The 17,990-nt window shown below is 73.0% G+C and carries 16 protein-coding genes; 8 read left to right on the forward strand and 8 right to left on the reverse strand.

Annotation, left to right across the window (positions count from 1 at the left end; all coding sequences use genetic code 11):
* The first annotated feature begins 67 nt into the window (after window positions 1-67).
* The 4 genes from ABD324_RS34145 to ABD324_RS34160 are packed head-to-tail and all read left to right on the forward strand — an operon-like array spanning window position 68 to window position 7,735.
* A complete protein-coding gene (locus tag ABD324_RS34145; RefSeq protein ID WP_344426936.1) occupies window positions 68-3,349 on the forward strand; it encodes a transglutaminase family protein in 3,282 nt (1,093 codons plus the stop codon).
* Window positions 3,350-3,351: 2 nt separating this feature from the next.
* On the forward strand, window positions 3,352-5,877 hold the full coding sequence (locus ABD324_RS34150) for a circularly permuted type 2 ATP-grasp protein (protein WP_344426938.1): 2,526 nt from the start codon (window positions 3,352-3,354) through the stop codon (window positions 5,875-5,877).
* Window positions 5,874-6,734, forward strand: a complete 861-nt coding sequence (locus ABD324_RS34155) for a transglutaminase family protein (protein WP_344426941.1) — start codon at window positions 5,874-5,876, stop codon at window positions 6,732-6,734. Before ABD324_RS34150 ends, ABD324_RS34155 begins: the two co-directional genes overlap by 4 nt.
* A gap of 8 nt (window positions 6,735-6,742) precedes the next feature.
* The gene (locus tag ABD324_RS34160) at window positions 6,743-7,735 is read left to right on the forward strand and encodes a zinc-binding metallopeptidase family protein (RefSeq protein ID WP_344426944.1); all 993 of its coding nucleotides are present in this window, start codon (window positions 6,743-6,745) and stop codon (window positions 7,733-7,735) included.
* Here the strand turns inward: ABD324_RS34160 and ABD324_RS34165 are convergent.
* Window positions 7,717-8,442 carry a TetR/AcrR family transcriptional regulator gene (locus ABD324_RS34165; RefSeq protein ID WP_344426947.1) on the reverse strand — a complete coding sequence of 242 codons (726 nt, stop codon included), beginning with the start codon at window positions 8,440-8,442 and terminating at the stop codon, window positions 7,717-7,719. The genes ABD324_RS34160 and ABD324_RS34165 overlap by 19 nt on opposite strands.
* A gap of 124 nt (window positions 8,443-8,566) precedes the next feature.
* Between ABD324_RS34165 and ABD324_RS34170 the strand changes: the two genes are divergently transcribed.
* Entirely contained in the window at window positions 8,567-9,526 is a 960-nt protein-coding gene (locus tag ABD324_RS34170; RefSeq protein WP_344426950.1) for an ATP-binding cassette domain-containing protein, read from the forward strand.
* Window position 9,527: 1 nt separating this feature from the next.
* Window positions 9,528-10,319: an ABC transporter permease gene (locus tag ABD324_RS34175; RefSeq protein WP_344426953.1), complete on the forward strand. Its 792-nt coding sequence runs from the start codon at window positions 9,528-9,530 to the stop codon at window positions 10,317-10,319.
* A gap of 43 nt (window positions 10,320-10,362) precedes the next feature.
* Here ABD324_RS34175 and ABD324_RS34180 read toward each other — a convergent pair whose 3' ends face one another.
* Complete coding sequence (locus ABD324_RS34180) at window positions 10,363-10,791, reverse strand: VOC family protein (protein WP_344426956.1); 429 nt, start codon at window positions 10,789-10,791, stop codon at window positions 10,363-10,365.
* A 148-nt stretch (window positions 10,792-10,939) separates the two neighbouring features.
* Here ABD324_RS34180 and ABD324_RS34185 point away from each other — a divergent pair, with 148 nt between their 5' ends.
* Complete coding sequence (locus ABD324_RS34185; RefSeq protein ID WP_344426959.1) at window positions 10,940-11,200, forward strand: hypothetical protein; 261 nt, start codon at window positions 10,940-10,942, stop codon at window positions 11,198-11,200.
* 41 nt (window positions 11,201-11,241) lie between these two features.
* Here ABD324_RS34185 and ABD324_RS34190 read toward each other — a convergent pair whose 3' ends face one another.
* From ABD324_RS34190 to guaB, 4 genes are read right to left on the reverse strand one after another with little or no spacing between them, the layout of a single operon-like run.
* Window positions 11,242-11,625 carry a type II toxin-antitoxin system death-on-curing family toxin gene (locus ABD324_RS34190; RefSeq protein ID WP_344426962.1) on the reverse strand — a complete coding sequence of 128 codons (384 nt, stop codon included), beginning with the start codon at window positions 11,623-11,625 and terminating at the stop codon, window positions 11,242-11,244.
* Entirely contained in the window at window positions 11,622-11,828 is a 207-nt protein-coding gene (locus ABD324_RS34195; RefSeq protein WP_425565964.1) for a DUF6290 family protein, read from the reverse strand. The genes ABD324_RS34190 and ABD324_RS34195 overlap by 4 nt, the downstream gene beginning before the upstream one ends.
* A 35-nt stretch (window positions 11,829-11,863) precedes the next feature.
* Window positions 11,864-12,991 (reverse strand): GuaB3 family IMP dehydrogenase-related protein, encoded by a 1,128-nt coding sequence (locus ABD324_RS34200; protein WP_344426965.1) that lies wholly within the window; start codon window positions 12,989-12,991, stop codon window positions 11,864-11,866.
* A gap of 19 nt (window positions 12,992-13,010) precedes the next feature.
* Window positions 13,011-14,516, reverse strand: coding sequence for an IMP dehydrogenase (guaB, locus tag ABD324_RS34205; protein ID WP_344426968.1), 1,506 nt, complete (start codon window positions 14,514-14,516; stop codon window positions 13,011-13,013).
* Window positions 14,517-14,742: 226 nt separating this feature from the next.
* Here guaB and ABD324_RS34210 point away from each other — a divergent pair, with 226 nt between their 5' ends.
* Entirely contained in the window at window positions 14,743-15,120 is a 378-nt protein-coding gene (locus ABD324_RS34210) for a DUF5319 domain-containing protein (protein ID WP_344426971.1), read from the forward strand.
* Window positions 15,121-15,178: 58 nt separating this feature from the next.
* Here ABD324_RS34210 and ABD324_RS34215 read toward each other — a convergent pair whose 3' ends face one another.
* Together ABD324_RS34215 and ABD324_RS34220 are read right to left on the reverse strand one after the other, a co-directional pair.
* Window positions 15,179-16,360 carry an anti-sigma-D factor RsdA gene (locus ABD324_RS34215; protein ID WP_344426974.1) on the reverse strand — a complete coding sequence of 394 codons (1,182 nt, stop codon included), beginning with the start codon at window positions 16,358-16,360 and terminating at the stop codon, window positions 15,179-15,181.
* A complete protein-coding gene (locus ABD324_RS34220) occupies window positions 16,361-16,933 on the reverse strand; it encodes a sigma-70 family RNA polymerase sigma factor (RefSeq protein ID WP_344426977.1) in 573 nt (190 codons plus the stop codon).
* Window positions 16,934-17,990 lie beyond the last annotated feature (1,057 nt).

Raw genomic sequence — 17,990 nt, forward strand, 5'->3', positions numbered from 1 at the left:
ATCTCGGCTGTGATCTGTGACCCCTGCGAAACGTTCCGGGGCCTCCCGCACGGAACAATCCGCGGACGTGACCATCCGCGTGGCCCTCGAGCACCGAACCCACTACGAGTTCGACCGTGCCGTGACGATCGGCCCGCACACCGTGCGGCTCCGGCCCGCCCCGCACTGCCGCACGCCGATCGAGAGCTACTCCCTCACGGTCGACCCGGCGCAGCACTTCGTGAACTGGCAGCAGGACGCGCACTCCAACCACCTCGCCCGCGTCGTCTTCCCCGAGCCCGCCACCAGCCTGACCTTCACCGTCGACCTGGTCGCGGACATGACGGTCGTCAACCCCTTCGACTTCTTCCTCGAGCCCTACGCCGAGGGTTTCGGCTTCGCCTACCCCACGGAGCTGGCCGCGGACCTGGAGCCGTACCTGCGGCCCGTCGCCGAGGAGGGCGGCACCGGCCCGGGCCCCCTCGTGCGGCAGTTCCTCCGCGAGCTCGACGCCGACGACCGCCGCGGGCAGGCGATCGTGTCGTTCCTCGTGGACGTCAACCGGCGGGTGAACCGGGCCGTCTCGTACTCGGTGCGGATGGAGCCCGGGGTGCAGAGCCCGGACACCACGCTCGACCGCGGTGTCGGCTCCTGCCGGGACAGCGCGTGGCTGCTGGTGAGCGCGCTGCGCGAGCTGGGCCTCGCCGCGCGGTTCGTCTCCGGCTATCTCGTGCAGCTCGCGCCCGACGCCGTGCCGGGCGTGCGGCCGCCGTCGTTCCACCAGGACTTCACCGATCTGCACGCCTGGGCCGAGGTCTACGTGCCCGGGGCCGGCTGGATCGGGCTCGACGCGACCTCGGGGCTGCTCGCCGGCGAGGGCCACATCCCCCTCGCCTCGACCCCCTCGCCCCGCCACGCCGCCCCGATCAGCGGGCTCATCGACCCCTGCGAGTCCCGCCTCGAGTTCTCCAACACCGTCACCCGGATCCACGAGGACCCGCGGGTCACGGCGCCGTACTCGCCGCAGCAGCGGGAGCGGATCGAGGCCGTCGGGCTGCGGACGGACGAGCTGCTCGCCGCCGGGGACGTCCGGCTGACGATGGGCGGCGAGCCCACCTTCGTGTCCAAGAAGGACATGGCCTCGCCCCAGTGGACGGTCGCGGCCGACGGCGAGGACAAGCGGCGGATGGCCGACGAGCTGGCCGCGACGCTGAAGGAGCACTACGCCGCCACCGGCGTGGTGCACCGCGGGCAGGGCAAGTGGTACCCGGGCGAGCCGCTGCCGCGCTGGCAGACCGCCCTGATCTGGCGGACGGACGGCGAGCCGCTCTGGGGCGATCCGGCCCTGCTGGCCACCCCCTCCGAGCCCGGCACCGCCACGAACGCCCAGGCCGGCGAGCTGGCTGCCGCCATCGCCGCGGGCCTGGGTATCGACGGCGAGTACCTGCGCCCGCTGTTCGAGGACCGGTTGCACGAGATCGTCACCGAGGCACGGCTGCCCGCGGGCGAGCCCCCGGCGGACGTCGACACGGACACACCCCTGGCCGACCGGGACGCCCGCGCGCGGATCATCGCCCGCCTCGACGCCGCCGACACCGAACCCGTCGCCTGGGCCCTGCCCGTCCACCGCACCGAGGACGGGGAGAGCCGGGCGACGACGGCCTGGCTCACCCGCCGCGGCGACATGCGGCTGCTCCCGGGCAACTCCCCCGCCGGCCTGCGGCTGCCCCTGGGCGCGATCACCTGGGAGCTCCCGCCGGGAGTGCCGGACCCCTCGAGCTTCCGCGAGCGCCCGGCGCTGCCGACCGGAGCGGCGACGGCGGAGAAGGCGCACGTCACCCCCGTCGAGGACGCCCCCACCACGGCGCTGTGCGTCGAGGAACGGCAGGGCCACCTCCACGTCTTCCTGCCGCCGCTGCAGGAGGCGGCCGACGCCGTCGCCCTGCTGGGCATCGTCGAGCAGGCCGCGAAGGCCGTCGGGCAGCCGGTCGTGCTGGAGGGCTACGCGCCGCCCGGGGACCCCCGCACGAAGACCCTCACGGTCACCCCGGACCCGGGCGTCATCGAGGTCAACGTCCATCCGACGAGCAGCTGGACCGAGCTGACGGAGCTGACGTCCACCCTGCACCGGCTCGCCCAGGAGACCGGGCTGGGCGCCGAGTCCTTCGCGCTCGACGGCCGCCACACCGGCACCGGCGGCGGCAACCACATCACCCTGGGCGGCGCGACGCCCGCGGACTCGCCCCTGCTGCGACGCCCCGACCTGCTCGTGAGCATGCTGACCTACTGGCAGCAGCACCCGAGCCTGAGCTACCTGTTCTCGGGCACCTTCATCGGCCCGACCAGCCAGGCCCCGCGGGTCGACGAGGGCCGCCACGAGACCCTCTACGAGCTGGAGATCGCCTTCGCCGAGCTCGACCGGCTCAAGGCGGAGGCCCGCCCGTGGCACGTCGACCGGGCCCTGCGGCACCTGCTCACCGACATCACCGGCAACACCCACCGGGCCGAGTTCTGCATCGACAAGCTGTTCTCCCCGGACTCCGAGCGCGGCCGCCTCGGCCTGCTGGAGCTGCGCGGCTTCGAGATGCCGCCGCACCCGGACATGGCGCTCGTCCAGGCCCTGCTGGTGCGGGCCCTGGTGGCGCGGTTCTGGGCCGAGCCGTACACCGGGAAGCTGGTCCGCTGGGGCACCCGGCTGCACGACTCGTTCATGCTGCCGGCTTTCGTGGCGGCGGACGTGGCCGAGGTGGTCGCGGACCTGGACGCCCACGGCATCCCGTTCGAGGCGGGCTGGCTGGATCCGTTCCTGGAGTTCCGGTTCCCCCGGCTCGGCCGCGTGGACGTCGCGGGGATCACCCTGGAGCTGCGCAGCGCGATCGAGCCGTGGCACGTGCTCGGCGAGGAGATGTCCAGCGGCGGGGTGGCGCGCTACGTCGACTCCTCGGTGGAGCGCGTGCAGATCGAGGTCACCGGCGCGCTGTCGGACCGCTACACCGTGACCTGCAACGGCGTCCCCGTCCCGCTGCACCCCGCCGCGACGAGCGACGGCCTGGTCGCGGGCATCCGCTACCGGGCGTGGGCCCCGCCGAGCGCCCTGCACCCGACGATCGGGGTGCACTCGCCGCTGGTGTTCGACCTCGTCGACACCTGGAACGAGCGGTCGCTGGGCGGCTGCACCTATCACGTCGTGCACCCCGGCGGCCGCGCCTACGAGACCTACCCGGTCAACGCGAACGAGGCCGAGGCCCGCCGCAACGCCCGCTTCACCCCGTACGGGCATTCGCCGGGACCCGTGGACACGAGTCTGTGGAAGGCTGACCCCACCGCCGAGTACCCCCGGACGCTCGACCTGCGGCGGCACCGACCCTGAAGGTGGCCGTGTACGACGAGATGCGGGACGCCTCGGGCGCCGTCCGGCCGCTGTGGACGGGGCTGGCCGGGGTCGTCGACAGCGCCGGGCCGGAGGGCCTGGCGGCCCGCCGCGGCGCCACCGTGCGGCTGCTGGCGGACGACGGTGTCGCCTACCACCCGCCGGGTGCGGAGTCCGAACAGCTCTGGGAGCTCGACCCGCTGCCGCTGATCCTCTCCACGGACGAGTGGGGGGCCCTCGAGCGCGGGGTCGCGCAGCGCGCCGAGCTCCTCGACCGGCTGCTCGTCGACCTCTACGGCCCCCGCACGGTGATCACCGGCGGGGTTCTGCCGGTGGAGGTCGTCGACGGCCATCCCGGGTACCTGCACGCCTGGCGCAGGACGGAGGGGGAGCCTGCGACCCCGACCATCGGCACCGCGGGAGACCTCCTCTCCCGCCGCGAGCTGTTCCTCGCCGCCGTGGACCTCGGCCGCTCCCCCGACGGCTGGGTCGTGCTCGACGACCGCGTCCAGGCCCCCTCCGGCGCCGGCTACGCCATGGCGAACCGCCGGGTCGTCGCCCGGGTGCTGTCCGCGCTGCACCGCCGTTCGCGGATCCGCAGGCTGGGCCCGTTCTTCGAGGCCCTGCGCGCGGGGCTGCGCACCGACGAGCAGCGGGTCGTCCTGCTCAACCCCGGTCCGGACTCGGAGACCGCCTACGAGCAGGCGCTGCTGTCGTCGCTGCTGGGTGTGCCGCTGGTGTTGGGCTCCGAGCTGACCGTGCGCGAGGGCCGGGTCTGGCAGCACACCCTGGGCCGGCTCGAGCCCGTCGACGTCGTGCTGCGCAGGCTGGACGCCGAGTGGTGCGATCCGCTGGACCTGCGCCCGGACTCCCGGCTCGGCGTCCCGGGGTTGGTCGAGGCCGCGCGGACCGGCGCGGTCAGCGTGCTCAACGGCCTGGGCTCGGGCGTCGCGGAGAACCCCGGCCTGATCCCGTACCTGCCCGCGCTGTGCCGCGCGCTGCTCGGCGAGGACCTGCTGCTGCCGGGGCCACCGACCTGGTGGTGCGGGGACCCGCTCGCGCTGTCCCACGTCCGGGAGCACGCCGCCGAGCTCGTGCTCGGCCCGATCGCCCGCGGCTCCGCGGACGGCCCGGCGGGCGGCTCCGGGAGCGAGCTCCGGTTCCCGGTCCGCGGGGGCGACCTCACCGCCGCGCAGCGCGCGGAGCTGCTGGACCGGATCGCGGCCGAACCCCACGCCTGGACCGCGCAGCGCGAGATCCCGCTGTCCACCGCCCCGACGATCACCCCCACGGGCGCCGCCGCGCGGCCCGTCGTGCTGCGGACCTTCGCGGTCGCCTCCGGGAGCGGCTGGGAGGTGCTCGACGGCGGGCTCGCCTCGGTGTCCGCGGGCCCGGGCGTGCGCCCCCTGGAGGGGGCCGCCACCCTCGCGAAGGACGTCTGGGTGGTCGGCGACCGCCCCGAACGGGCGCTGCCGGGCCCCGCCACCGAGATCACCGCGCAGGTCCCGGCCGGCGGGGTCTCCCCGCGCGTGGCGGAGGACCTGTTCTGGCTGGGCCGCTACGCCGAGCGCGCCGAGGACACCGCGCGGCTGCTGCGCGCCGTCACCGACCGGTGGGCGGACTTCCAGAACACCCCCGAGCCCGCCGGCGCGGACGCCCTGCGGGCGCTGCTGCTGGCCACCTCGGAGATCACCCGCACGCAACCGGGGTTCGCCGACCCCGACACCCTGCCCGATCCCCCGAGCCCCGGCCGCGAGGAGCTGCGCTCGCTGCTCTGCGACCGCGACCGCCCCGGCACACTCGGGTTCGCGGTGCACCGGCTGACCCGCGCGGCGCAGGCCGTCCGCGAGCTGCTGCCCACCGACACCTGGCTCGTGCTCGGGCGCCTCGACACCGCGCTCGCCCGGATCGCCGCCGATCCGGACCTCGACGACGGCGCGGTGTCCGGCGGCCTGAACCGCATCCTCGAGGGCCTGCTCGCGCTGGCCGGGATCGTCACGGAGAGCCTGGTGCGCGACGCCGGCTGGCGGCTGCTGGACACGGGACGGCGGGTGGAGCGCGCCCAGCACGTCGTCGCGCTCCTGGCGGCGACGCTGTGCGCGGCTCCCCGCGGCCCGGCGGACCGGCTGGTGGTCGAGTCGGTGACCATCGTCGCCGAGTCGGTGATCACCCACCGGCGGCGGCACGCGGGACGCCCCGGCGTGGCGCCGACGCTCGACCTGCTGCTCGCCGACCGGGAGAACCCGCGCGCCGTGGCCTACCAGCTCGACCGGCTCACGGACGACCTCGCGCACCTGCCCGGCCCGGTCCCCGGCTCCCTCGACGCCACCGTGCGCCGGCTCGCCGAGGCCGACCTGCCCGCGGTCGCCGCGCGGGACGCCGCCGACGGCACCCGCCCCGGGCTCGCCGCGCTCCTCGCGGGGCTGACCGCGGACCTGGACCGGCTCGCCGTCGACATCGGGGCGGCGCACTTCGCCCCGGTGCTGGGCCCGCGCCCGTACGACCCGCTGCTCCCGGCGGCCTCGTGACCACCTACCGCGTCACCCACCGGACGACCTACACCTACGCCGACGACGTCACCACCAGCTTCGGGCGCGCCCACCTGCTCCCCCGCACCCAGCCGGACCAGCGGTGCGCCGCTGCCGAGGTGACGCTGGAGCCCGGTGCCGACGACCTGCGCGAGCACACGGACGCCTTCGGCAACCGCTCCACCTACTTCTGCGTCCGGGCCCCGCACCGGGAGCTGACCGTCCTCGCCCGCAGCACCGTGACGGTGGACCGGGGCGCCGCCCCGGCCGCGCTGCGGCCGTGGGAGGAGGTCCGCGACAGCGTGCCGGTCGAGGCGCGGCCCTACCGGCTGCCCTCGCCCCGGCTGCCGTCGCAGCCCGAGGTCGCGGCCTACGCGGCGTCGTCGTTCACCCCGGGCAGGCCGCTCGGCGAGGCCGCCGGCGATCTCTGCCGCCGCATCCACGCGGACTTCGACTACGTCTCCGGCTCGACGACGGTCCGCTCCACGGTCACCGACCTGCTCGCCGGCGGCGAGGGCGTCTGTCAGGACTTCGCCCACCTCGCGGTGGCCGGGCTGCGCAGCCGGGGCATCCCGGCCCGGTACGTCAGCGGCTACCTCGAGACCCTCCCGCCGCCGGGGAAGCCGAAGCTGCGCGGGGTGGACGCCTCGCACGCCTGGTTCTCGGTCTGGACCGGGGACGGGGCCTGGCTCGATCTCGACCCGACGAACGACCGGGTCGTCGACGAGCAGTTCGTGGTGCTGGCCCACGGCCGGGACTACGGCGACGTGCCCCCGCTCAAGGGTGTGATCTTCACGGACTCGGCCGAGAGTGTGATGACGGTGTCGGTCGACATGGAACGCCTCCCCGAGGGGTAGGTGGGTCCGTGCGCGCCTTCGCCTGTCCCCACTGCTCCTCGCTCGTCCACTTCGAGAACTCCGTCTGCCTGAACTGCGGCTCGGAGATCAGCTACTCCCGGCCCGACCGTGCGTTCGTGCTCACCTCCACCGGCCGGCAGTGCGCCAACCTCGAGCGGGCCGGCTGCAACTGGCTCGTCACGGGCGACGGCGAGCTCTGCGACTGCTGCGCGCTCACCCGCACCCGCCCCGCGGACGACGACGCCGACGGCCTGGCCGCCTTCGCCCTCACCGAGGCGGCCAAGCGCCGGCTGCTCTTCCAGATCGACGACCTGGACCTCCCGCTGGCGGGCCGGCGCGAGGACCCCGTGGGGGGCCTGGCGTTCGACCTGCTCTCCAGTGCGCACGAGCAGGTGGTCACCGGGCACGAGAGCGGGATCGTCACCCTCGACCTCGCCGAGGGCGACGCCGGGCACCGCGAGCAGATGCGCGTGCAGCTCGCCGAGCCCTACCGGACCCTGCTCGGCCACCTGCGCCACGAGACCGGGCACTGGTACTGGGAGGTGCTCGTCGACCGGGCCGCGCGCAACGAGGGCTTCCGCGCGCTCTTCGGGGACGAGCGCGCCTCCTACGCCGACGCGGTGGAGCGGCACTACTCGTCGGAGCCCCCGGCGGGCTGGGCGGACGCGTACGTCTCGGCCTACGCCACCATGCACCCGTGGGAGGACTGGGCCGAGACCTTCGCCCACTACCTGCACGTCCGGGACACCAGCCAGACCGCCTCGGCCTTCGGGATCTCGGTGCACGGCCCCGCCCTGGAGTCCGAGCCGGAGGAGAGCGAGAAGGACTTCGACGCGCTGATCGAGACCTGGCTCCCGCTCACCGCCGCGCTCAACGCCGTCAACCGTTCCATGGGCCTCGACGACCTCTACCCGTTCGTGCTGGCCCCGGCGGTGCTGGACAAGCTCCGGTTCGTGCACGACCTGGTGGTCGCCCGACCCGCCTACGTCCCGGCGGGGTGAGGCGACGGCGGGATCAGCCGCTCGACCCCGTCCAGCAGCAGGCCCAGGCCGAACTCCCAGGCCGCGTCGGAGTACTCCTCGTCGAACCCGCCGCTCTCCCAGATCCGGGTCATGGTCGGGAAGCGCTCGAAGGAGTAGTACGTCCTCCAGAAGCCGGCGCGTGACTCCCAGTAGGCGTCCTGGCTCACGCCGGTGTGGGAGGCGACGCTGGTGTCCGTGACCGCCGAGCGGGCCGCGCCGAACACCTGCGACTCCACGAGCCCGGCGATCCGGGCGACGTCGGAGAGCGGCAGCCCGGTGAGGGCGACCGCGCGGTAGAGGTCCTCCTGGGCATCGAGGACGTTCGGGCCCAGCGGCATCCGCCAGAGGTTGGAGCGGATCAGCCACGGGTGCGTCTCGTACATCCGCCACGCCTCCTGGGCGTGGAACTCGACCTGCGCGCGCCAGGGCAGCGCCCGGTCCGGCAGCCGGCGGTCCCCCCAGGCCCGGTCGATCATGAGCTCGAACAGCTCGTCCTTGCCCGGCACGTAGGTGTAGAGGCTCATCGCGCCGACGCCGAGGTGCTGGGCGACCTTGCGCATGGACAGCTCGTCGATCCCCAGCGTGGCCGCGACCTCGATCGCGGCGGTGACGACCTGGTCGAGCGTGAGCCGCTGCTTCGGCCCCCGGGTCTTGGGCGGCGGCGGGTTCCAGAGCAGCTCGATCATGGCCTGCCCCTCCGGAGTTCCGTCCGGTTCATCCACTTTGCGAAACTCCCTTGCGCCTGACTCCGTACGGTGTACCCTAGCCGTCCGGCATGCAGTACGCCGTACGGAGAAGAGGGGAATTCCGGTGATCCACACCGAGTCGCTCGCCCGGACGTTCACGGCGGGGAAAGAGACGATCGAGGCCGTCCGCGGCATCGATCTCGACGTCGGCGAGGGCGAGCTCGTCGCCTTCCTCGGCCCGAACGGGGCGGGCAAGTCCACCACCCTGCGGATGTTGACGAGCCTGCTCCCGCCCACCTCGGGCACGGCACGGGTGGCGGGTGTCGACGTCGTCGAGAAGCCCGCCGAGGTCCGCCGCCGGATCGGCTACATCGGCCAGAAGGACGGCGCCGGCCACAACTACCGGGTCCGCGACGAGCTGCTGATGCAGGGCCGCTTCTACGGCATGAGCAAGGCGGACGCCCTCGAGAGCGGGACGGCGCTGCTGAAGTCGCTGGACCTCGAGTCGCTGGCGATGCGCAAGGTCAGCTCGCTGTCCGGCGGCCAGAAGCGGCGCCTCGACATCGCGCTCGGCCTGATCCACGCCCCCGGCCTGCTGTTCCTCGACGAGCCGTCCACCGGCATGGACCCGCAGAACCGCGCCAACCTGTGGGAGCACATCCTGCGCATCCGCGAGGAGCGCGGCACCACGATCGTCCTCACCACCCACTACCTCGACGAAGCCGACCAGATGGCCGAGCGGGTCGTGATCATCGACCACGGGAAGATCATCGCGGACGACACCGCGGAGGCCCTCAAGCACAAGCAGGCGGGCGACCGCCTGACCGTGGTGGTCCACCCGTCCTCCGTGGACGCCGCGCAGGCCCTGCTCGCCGTCGAGGGAGCCGAACCCGCGTCCCGACCGGATCCCGACGGGGTGGCGCTCTCGATCCGCGTCGAGGCGGCCTCGCACGCCATGCCCGGCGTGCTCGAGCGGCTGCGCGCCGCCGGGATCGACGTGGTCGCCGCCTCCGCCCGCCAGCCCACCCTCGACGACGTGTTCCTCAACCTCACCGGCCGCTCGCTGCGCGAAGGGGAGTCCTGACATGGCCGTTCTGACCGCGCCGCCGCGCACCGGGGTGTTCACCGACGTGGGACACGTCTGGTGGCGGGAGACCCTGACCATCGTCCGGGACCCCTTCTCGCTGATCTTCTCCCTGGTCCAGCCCCTGGTCTTCCTCGGCCTCTTCGGCCCGCTGCTGTCGGGCCTGGCGGGCGACGGCGCGCTGTTCGGCGGCTCGTCGCTGCAGTGGTTCCTGCCGGGCGTCGTCGTCATGATCACGATGTTCGGCACGTCCATGACCGGCGCCAACCTGCAGTTCGAGATCATGACGGGCGCGTTCGAGCGGATGCTCGCCACGCCGCTGTCCCGCTCGTCGCTGATGATCGGGCGGGCGCTCAAGGAGCTCACCCCGCTGGTCGTGCAGGCCGCGATCATCACGCTCGTCGCGATCCCGTTCGGCTTCGTGCTCTACCCGCTGCACGTGCTCGTCGGCCTGGTGATGCTGGGGATCTTCGGCGTGGGCGTCGGTGCACTGTCCTACGCACTGGCCATCGCCGCCCGCAAGACCGAGTGGATCTTCTGGGCGGTGCAGCAGTCGCTGCTGTTCCCGCTGCTCATCCTGTCCGGGATGATGCTGCCCCTGGAGACGGGCCCGGGCTGGATGCAGGTCGTCTCCAAGTTCAACCCGCTCACCTACATCGTCGACGCCGAGCGGGTCCTGTTCGCCGGGTCCTTCGCGTCGACGACCGTGCTCTGGGGCTTCGTGGCGGCTCTCGTGACGGCGGCCGTGGGCCTGCTGGTCGGGATCCGCTCGATCCGCGGGGCGACCCTCTGAAACCCCTGTGAGTGGTTGTGCCCCCTAGAGGGGGCACAACCACTCACGACCCCGGTTGACCTGCGCTTTCCGGCTCGGCAAGGACGCCGGGGCGGAAGGTGCCGACGGTCCACTCGAACCCCTCCGGGTCGAGGACGCGGAAGCGGTGGTTGCCCCACTGCGAGGTCTCCAGCATCCAGACGACGTCGGCGCCGGCCGCGCGGGCCCGCTCCCAGGCCGCGTCGACCTCGTCGGGCTCGAGGGCCAGGTAGAGCCCGAGTCCGCAGGACTCGCCCTTGAGCGGGGGCCGCTCGTACCCCTCCCGGTCGGTGAAGACGACGATCCCCGCGTCGCCCCGCCGCAGCTCGGAGTGGGCGATGCCGCCCGCGTCGTCGGGCCAGGAGGAGGTCACCTCGAACCCGAGCACCCGCCCGAGCCAGTCGTGGGCGGCCGTCGCGTCGCGGTAGCCGAGGTAGGTGTGGAATGTGCTCATGCCTCGAGCGTGCACCCGATTCCGGACACTCCTGGGCCGCAATCGGCGCCGAAATCGTTCCGCCACGCACGTATCACGCCGCTGCCGCACCGGCTCCTCCCACCGACCGGGGCAGCAGCCTCGGCCGCCCGCGCCGCCGGGAGGCCCCATGAGCACCACGACCGACACCACCCAGTGCCCGTACTGCCACGGGACCGGGGAGCGGGCCTCGATCGAGCGAGCCCCGGCGCAGCCGCCCACCGTGCTGGGCCGCCGGATCCGGGCGGTGCACCGCGGCCCCCGGGCCGTCGCGTTCGACGAGGCCCCCTCGGCGGGCTGCAACGACATCGAGATCGACGACGAGGGAGTGTGGGAGTACATCGGCGAGGACGAGACCACCTGCTACTACTGGGGCCCCGCCGACGTCTGAGCGCTGTGGAGCTCGGTCGCGGTCCAGTACCAGCCGGCTTCTCAGTCCTCGCGGGTGACGCCGGCCAGCGCCTCGGCGATCTTCTCCACCCCGGCGAGCGACCCGTCCGCGACGGCGATGACAAGATCGAAGATCGCGTTGTCGTCGGGGGTCGCGCGCAGGCCGTTCAGTACCAGGAAGGTCTCCGTCGCGAGCCAGCCGAGCCGCTTGTTGCCGTCGACGAGGGCGTGGTTGCGCACGAGTGACTCCAGCAGTGCGGCCGCTTTGCCGAGGATCGTCGGGTAGGCGTCGACGCCGAAGACGGTCGCGCGCGGACGGGCCACGGCGGACTCGAGCAGGCCGTAGTCCCGCACCGGCACCTCGCCGTCGAGCGCGGCCTCAGCGATCTGCAGCAGCGAGTCGAGAGTGAGGTACTCGACCGTCACGCCTCGCCCAGCCGGCGCAGCAGATCACGCCGGCGCGGGGCGATCGTCGCCAGCACGTCCGCGACCCGGTCGTGGTGGCGGTGCCGCTCGACGTACTCGATCACCGCGGCGCGCGTCACGTCCCCCATCGACCGGCCCTCCGCCTGGGCCTGGGCACGGAGCAGCTCCGTCTCCTCCTCGGTGAACCGCACGTTCATCGCCACCGACTCACGGTACCACACTGGTACCAAATCCGGGCTCAGCCCCGGACGGTCAGCCCCACCCGCTGGAACTCCTTGAGGTCCGAGTAACCCGTCTTCGCCATCGCCCGCCGCAGCGCCCCGAAGAGGTCGACCGTGCCGTAGGGGGTGCTCGACGGGCCGAACAGCACCTGCTCGAGGGTGCGGTCGGACGGGGCGAACCCCGTGACGTCCGAGCGCGGCAGCGAGGGGTGGGCGGCGGCGGAGGTCCAGTACAGGCCGTCCGCCGGGGAGTCCCCCGAGTCCGCGAGCTGCTCGCCGAGCATCACGGCGTCGGCGCCGCAGGCGATCGCCTTGGCAATGTCCCCGGAGCCGTTGATCCCGCCGTCCGCGATCACATGGACGTACCGGCCGCCCGTCTCGTCCAGGTAGTCCCGGCGGGCCGCGGCGGCGTCGACCAGCGCGGTGGCCATGGGGACGCCGATGCCGAGCACGTCGTCCGTGGTGGTGGCCGACGACTCGCCGTACCCGACGATCACGCCGGCCGCGCCGGTGCGCATCAGGTGCATCGCGGTGCGGTAGTCCCCCACGCCGCCGGCGACGACCGGCACGTCGAGGGAGTTGATGAAGTCCTTGAGGTTGAGCGGCTCGCCCTTGCTCACGTGCTCGGCGGAGATGATCGTGCCCTGCACGACCAGGATCTCGACGCCGCCGGCGAGCAGCGCCGGGGTGAGCTCGCGGGCGCGCTGCGGGCTGACCCGCGCCGCCACGGTCACGCCGGCCTCGCGGACGGTCCGCAGCGCCTCGGCGAGCAGGTCCGGCTGGATCGGCGCCGCGTGCAGCTCCTGGAGCGCCCGGATGGCGGCGGACGGGTCCTCCCCCGAGTCCGCGGCCTCGACGACCTTCTTGAGCGCCCCCGCGGCGTCCGCGTGCCGGGCCCAGAGACCCTCCGCGTTGAGCACCGCGAGCCCGCCCAGCTTGCCGATCGCGACGGCGGTGGCGGGCGAGACGACCGCGTCCGTCGGGTGCGTGACCAGCGGGATCTCGAACCGGTACGCGTCGAGCTGCCAGGCGGTCGAGACCTCCTTGGAGCTCCGCGTCCGCCGCGACGGCACGATCTCGACCTGGTTCAGGTCGTAGGCACGACGGGCCTCTCGGCCCATCCCGATCTCCACGAGGTCACGCACGTTGCGGCAGCCTACGTGCTCACCTCGAGGCGTAGTTCGGCGCCTCCACCGTCATCGTGATGTCGTGCGGGTGGCTCTCCTTGAGCCCGGCCGCGGTGATCCGCACGAGCTGCGCCTGCTGCAGGTCGGCGATCGTGTTCGCCCCCGCGTAGCCCATGCCCGAGCGCAGCCCGCCGACGAGCTGGTGCACCACCTGCGAGAGCGGCCCGCGGAACGGGATGCGCCCCTCGATGCCCTCGGGGACCAGCTTGTCCTCGCTGAGCACGTCGTCCTGCGCGTAGCGGTCCTTGGAGTAGGACTTCGCCGTGCCGCGCGACTGCATCGCGCCCAGCGACCCCATGCCGCGGTACGTCTTGAACTGCTTGCCGCCCACGAAGATGAGCGCGCCCGGCGACTCCTCGGTGCCGGCCAGCAGGCTGCCCAGCATGACGGTGGACGCGCCCGCGGCGATCGCCTTGGAGATGTCCCCGGAGTACTGGATGCCGCCGTCCGCGATCACCGGGACGCCCGCCGGCGCGCACGCCCGCGAGGCCTCGTAGACCGCCGTGATCTGCGGTGCCCCGACCCCCGCGACGACCCGGGTGGTGCAGATCGAGCCCGGCCCGACGCCGACCTTGACCGCGTCGGCCCCGGCCTCGACGAGCGCCTGCGCACCCGCGAACGTGGCGACGTTGCCGCCGACCACGTCGACGCTGTCCCCCACCTCCGCCCGCAGCTTGGCGACGGTCTCCAGCACGCGGCGCGAGTGCCCGTGCGCCGTGTCGACCATCAGCACGTCCACACCCGCGTCGACCAGGCCCATCGCGCGCGCGTACGCGTCCTCGCCCACGCCGACCGCGGCCCCGACGACCAGCCGCCCGTCCGGGTCCTTGGTGGCCAGCGGGTACTTCTCGGTCTTGTTGAAGTCCTTGATCGTGATCAGGCCGCGGAGCACGCCGTCGCCGTCGATGATCGGGAGCTTCTCGAGCTTGTGCCGGCGCAGCAGGCCCAGCGACGCCTCCGCGGTGACGCCGACGCGCGCGGTGATCAGGGGCGCCCGGGTCATCACCTCGTGCACCGGGCGCTGGTGGTCCACCTCGAACCGCATGTCCCGGTTCGTGATGATGCCGACGAGCTTGCCCTCGGAGTCCGTGACGGGCAGGCCGGAGATCCGGTACTTGCCGCACAGCGCGTCGACCTCGGCGAGGGTGGCGTCCGGCGAGCAGGTCACCGGGTCGGTCACCATGCCGGCCTCGGAGCGCTTCACGACCTCGACCTGCGTGGCCTGCTCCTCGGCGGACAGGTTGCGGTGCAGCACGCCCAGGCCGCCGGCGCGCGCCATCGCGATCGCCATCCGCGACTCGGTGACCGTGTCCATGGGCGAGGAGACCAGTGGCACCCGGATCCGCACGCGGCGGGAGATCTGGGTGGAGGTGTCGACCGCGCTGGGCACGACGTCGGACTCCGCGGGCAGCAGGAGCACGTCGTCGAAGGTCAGGCCGAGCATCGCGAACTTCGGCGGGAGCTCGTTGTTCTCGATCGTCATGACTGGTCGTGCACCCTTCACCGGCTCCACCGGCACCGAGCACGGACGCCGGGAATTGCCTCCATCGTATCCGCGCGCACCGACCGTTCCGGGCCGCCTCGGCGAGGCACCGGACACACCCCGCCGACCTGCCCGGACGCGAGTTGTCCACCGGTTCGTGCACAATCCGTCCACAGGCTGTGGGTAGCTCCGGCGCCCCGGGAGCGGCACGGGGTACCGTGTGCACGTGTCGTCCGACGGCCTTCCTCCCGACCCCTTCGCCGGGGATCCCTACGACCCTGCCCTCTCGCTCGACGAGCACGATCCCGAGGGCCCCGAGGAGCTGAGCGACGACGAGCGCGAGGAGGTCGTCGCCGATCTGGCGGATCTCGCCGTGTACCAGGCGCTCCTGGAGAACCGTGGCGTCCGCGGCATCGTCGTGGACTGCGGGGACTGCGGCGAGCAGCACTTCCACGAGTGGAGCCTGCTGCGCGCGAGCCTGCAGCAGCTGCTCGACGAGGGGCAGATGCGCCCGCACGAGCCCGCCTTCGACCCGGAGCCCACGGACTACGTCACGTGGGAGTACTGCCGCGGGTACGCGGACGCGGTGCTCGCCGACAGCTGAGCCGGAACCGCGAACGGCCCCGGCACCTCAGGGTGCCGGGGCCGTTCCGCGTGCCGGGTCAGCTGGTGCCGGTGACCGGTGACGAGCTGCTCGCCGGGTCCGTCGTCGAGCCCAGGGAGCTCGTCGTCGTGCCGCTCGACGGCGGCGCGCTCGACGTCGACGGGTCCGGCTTGCCCTCGGCCGTCCCGCTCGTCGGCGGGGCCGACGAACTGGGCGGGGTCGACACCGACGGGGCCCCGCTGGACGGGGGATCCTTCACGATCCGTGGGTCGTTCCCACCGGGCGCCGTGACCGCCGAGGACGGCGGCGGCGAGGTGGTCGGGCTGCTCGAGACGGGCGGCGGCACGACCGGCTTGTCCTTGCCACCCTCGGTGTTCGACGGCGGGGTCGGACGCGGGGTGCCGTCGTGCAGCGGGGCCTGCGGGTCGACCGCCTGCCCCTGCGGGGTCTCGGCCGACTTCTTCGCGAGGAAGGTCTGCTCCGCGGCCAGGTAGGTCTTGCCCTCCTCGGGCCGGACCTGCTCCAGCAACGGCGCCATCGCCACGATGTCCGCCTGCGCACCGGCCGAGTCGCCACGCTGCAGCTTCTCGTTGACCGTCTGGATGCGCTGCTTGACCTCGGCGGCCGCGACCCTCGAGTTCGCCGCGTCCTTGTAGAGGACCTGGGTGACGCCGAACAGCGCGTCCCCGGGCTCGGCACCGTGGGCGCCGATCGACACACCACCGATGCTGAAGACCAGCAGCGCGGCGGCCCCGGCCAGCGGGATCAGGTGCCGGCGGCGGTTCGAGGCGCGGCGCGGGCTGCCGGACTCGACCGCGGCGACCGCCGTGTCGAGGTCGACGAGCTCGGGGATCGGGTCGGCGTCGACCTCGGCCTTCCAGGCCGCCAGCATCGCGGCGACCCGGTCGTCCGCGTCGTAACCGGAGTTGCCGGGGGCCGAGACCGTCATGCCCGCGGCGAGCGCGTTGATCAGCTCGTCGTCCGCCTGGACGGCGACGAGGTCCAGCGGCTCCTCCGCGAAGTCGAGCTCCTCGGCCGGTCCGGTCCCGCCGCGGGGCGGGAAGGGGATCGGCCGAGGCGTGATGCCACCGGGGCGCGCACCACCGGGGCGTCCGTTCGCGGGACGTCCGTTGGCCGGCCGGCCGTTGGATCCGCCGTTCGGGCCGGTGTCGCGGCGGCGGCCGAAGTCGGGCCCGCCGGGGTTCCCCTGGTTGCCCCAGGGATTCTCACGATCGCGCACTCAGACCACCTCCTCCTCGGGCATGTTCTTGCGTAGTTTCGCCAGCGCACGGTGCTGGGCGACGCGGACGGCTCCCGGCGTGGACCCGACGGCCTCGGCCGTCTCCTCCGCCGACAACCCGACCACGACCCGCAGCACGATGATCTCCCGTTGCTTCTCCGGAAGCTGGTCGAGCAGCTGGTTCATCTGTTCGGACAGCTCCACGCGCAGCGCACGCTGCTCGGGACCGTCCCCCGTCGAGACCGAGTCGGGAACGTCCGCAACCGGCTCCGAGCGGTTGCGGCCCGCGGCACGGTGCGCGTCGATCACCTTGTGCGACGCGATCCCGTAGACGAAGGCCAGGAACGGTCGCCCCTGGACCCGGTAGCCGGGCAAGGCCGTCAACACGGCCAGACACACCTCCTGCGCGACGTCGTCCGCCGAGACGGACGACCGGTCCATCCGCCCGAGGCGCGCGCGGCAGTACCGCACGACCAACGGCCGGATGGTGGCCAATACACGCTCGACCGCTCCGCGGTCACCTGCCATCGCAGATGCCACCAGCTCGTCGAGAACGTCTGTCGGTTCACTCATCGCGCAGAGTCGTCCAGGCGTTACGCAGCATGTTCGTCTTCATCCGTTCGGTGAGGCCGACTACGGAGCGTGACAAGTCGGGCCCTCTGTGCCGACCACCGTAGCGAAGCCTTCTCGGGGTGCGGGAGTCGCTCTCCACTGGTGGAGACGGCGGCGGGCCCGGAAAGTTGCGGTCCCGGCCGGTGGGGACGCCGACGGGTCCCGGCTGGTCGGCGAGCGGTCACCCGGCAGCGTGGCCGGGCACCCGCCACGACGAGGGCCTCCGCCGGCCCGCACCCGATCACGGTCCGCACTCACGACCGCTCGTCGGACCTCGACATTGCGCGACGGAAACATGTCCGGCGGATGTCTCCCTCACGTCGGACGCCGCGAGTGGACGAGCGGATCCTGAGCCGAGCAGCCGTATCAACTGAGACGAAAGTCGGTACGGAGAGTCATCGCCGACGCTCGCCGACCGACGCACTCCATGATCGACCCTCCTGCCCTCCCACAGCGGCGCGGGAGCACGCACGTCGATCACGCGACGATGACCGTTCCGAGAGCGACCTGAGTGCGGGATGTACAACGCAGAGGTGACGCTCGCGCGGATCACTCGGCGCTGATTCCTCCCAGAGCCACCCGACTGCGCGACACACGACGTGGAAGTGACGCCCGCATCGATCACGCCGCACTGACCCGTCCGAGAGCGACCTGACCGCGCGACACACAAGGCACAGGTGACGCCCGCGTCGATCACACGGCACTGGCCCCTCCCAGAGCCACCAGACCGCGCAACACACAACGCACAGGTGACGCTCGCGTCGATCACGCGCCACTGATCCCTCCGACAGCCACCCGACCACGCGATGCACAACGCACAGGTGACGCCCGCATCGATCACACGGCGCTGATCCCTCCGACAGCCACCCGACCGCGCAACACACAACGCACGGGTGACGCTCGCGTCGATCACGCGCCGCTGGTCCTTCCGGGGACTACGTGACCGTGGCGCGCACAACGTGGAAGTGACGCCCGCATCGATCACGCCGCGCCGACCCCTCCCAGAGCAACCTGACAG

Source organism: Pseudonocardia ailaonensis (assembly GCF_039531635.1).
Lineage (GTDB): Bacteria > Actinomycetota > Actinomycetes > Mycobacteriales > Pseudonocardiaceae > Pseudonocardia > Pseudonocardia ailaonensis.

What these genes read in the sequence shown, in the direction of transcription:
- ABD324_RS34165 (WP_344426947.1), bottom strand. Translation starts at nt 8,442, where the DNA reads ATGATCGAGCTGCTCTGGAACCCGCCGCCGCCCAAGACCCGGGGGCCG.
- ABD324_RS34175 (WP_344426953.1), top strand. Translation starts at nt 9,528, where the DNA reads ATGGCCGTTCTGACCGCGCCGCCGCGCACCGGGGTGTTCACCGACGTG.
- ABD324_RS34180 (WP_344426956.1), bottom strand. Translation starts at nt 10,791, where the DNA reads ATGAGCACATTCCACACCTACCTCGGCTACCGCGACGCGACGGCCGCC.
- ABD324_RS34185 (WP_344426959.1), top strand. Translation starts at nt 10,940, where the DNA reads ATGAGCACCACGACCGACACCACCCAGTGCCCGTACTGCCACGGGACC.
- guaB (WP_344426968.1), bottom strand. Translation starts at nt 14,516, where the DNA reads ATGACGATCGAGAACAACGAGCTCCCGCCGAAGTTCGCGATGCTCGGC.
- ABD324_RS34220 (WP_344426977.1), bottom strand. Translation starts at nt 16,933, where the DNA reads ATGAGTGAACCGACAGACGTTCTCGACGAGCTGGTGGCATCTGCGATG.